Source organism: Actinomadura bangladeshensis (assembly GCF_004348335.1).
GTDB lineage: Bacteria > Actinomycetota > Actinomycetes > Streptosporangiales > Streptosporangiaceae > Spirillospora > Spirillospora bangladeshensis.
In genome coordinates this window covers 1-1,089 of sequence record NZ_SMJW01000563.1, presented here as the reverse complement: position 1 = coordinate 1,089, position 1,089 = coordinate 1, and the positions used below count along the sequence as shown (strand labels likewise).

The window sequence follows — 1,089 nt, the reverse complement described above, 5'->3', positions numbered from 1 at the left end:
CGCCGGCCGGCTCCTGCGTCACCGACAGGCCCGGCGCCGACAGCGACAGCGCGAGCCGCGCCAACCGCGGATCCTTGGCGGCTTCGGCCGTCTTCACCACCAGCGTGTGCGCGAACCCGTCCGCCTCAGCCCGCAACAGCAAGTCGACATCCGCGCCCAGCACACCTCTATAAGTGGCGGTGTCCCCGTCGAGGACGGGTTCGGGGAGCGGCGTCGGCCACGTCAACGCCAACGTCCGCCCGGCCCGCGTCATCCGCACCATCGGGCCGCTGCCGCCACCGGAGAACCTCAGCCCTACCGTGGTCGCCGTCGGCACCACATCCGCCCCCGAGCGGCGCAGGCCGGTGTCGATGTCGGCCCATCCTCCGCCCTTGCGGGCACGGATCGGCCGGACGTGCTGCTCGACCTCCATCCGACCGTTCGGCAGCGCCCGCACGGTGCGACTCTCACCCCGGCCGGCCAGCACCTCCACCGGTGCCCCCGACTCCCGTGCCGCCGCGAGCGCCTGCTCCTCGGTGACCGCGGCCTTCGGCCCCTGCTCACCGGCCCGCGCCGACGGCGTTGCCGACAGGCCGGGCACTTGGAGCAGTGCCGCGGCCGTCGACACTGTGAGAACGCCCGCCGACCAGGCCGAACGCCGCCAGACCATCGACCTGGAACCGAATAGACGGAAACGCACACCAATGACGGCACGACGGCCCACAAAGACCCCAGAGGCATAAAGGGCGAATAAAGCCCCCTTAAGGTAAGCAGCTCCTCAGATCCTGTGAAGACTCTAGATGATCTAGAATTTGTGATCTAGATCACTTCGGATCCGTGTGCTCCAGTGACACTTCTCGAACGCCTTCGTGGTCCACCGCGGACAGTTTCGGTCCACGTTAGGAGTGACCGAAATAGCGATGGCGTCACGAACAAAAAGTTATACCTGCACGCGCCGATAACTTGGCGTCAGGCGCGTGGGCCGGTGGGATCTGGAGACCGGCACGGGCCGCCGTTGCGGGGCCTTCCGCGGTGTCCGTCCAGGTTTTGGGGTGGGCGGTTCGTGCTGGTCAGAGGGGGTATGGCCCGGCGCGTTGAGCCGGCGGGGGC

1 pseudogene is annotated in these 1,089 nt (G+C 68.3%); it reads right to left on the bottom strand.

Going from position 1 to position 1,089, the window contains the following annotated elements:
- Positions 1-607: pseudogene (locus E1284_RS40875) on the bottom strand (LamG-like jellyroll fold domain-containing protein); the annotation flags it as partial.
- Between the last annotated feature and the right edge of the window lie 482 nt (positions 608-1,089).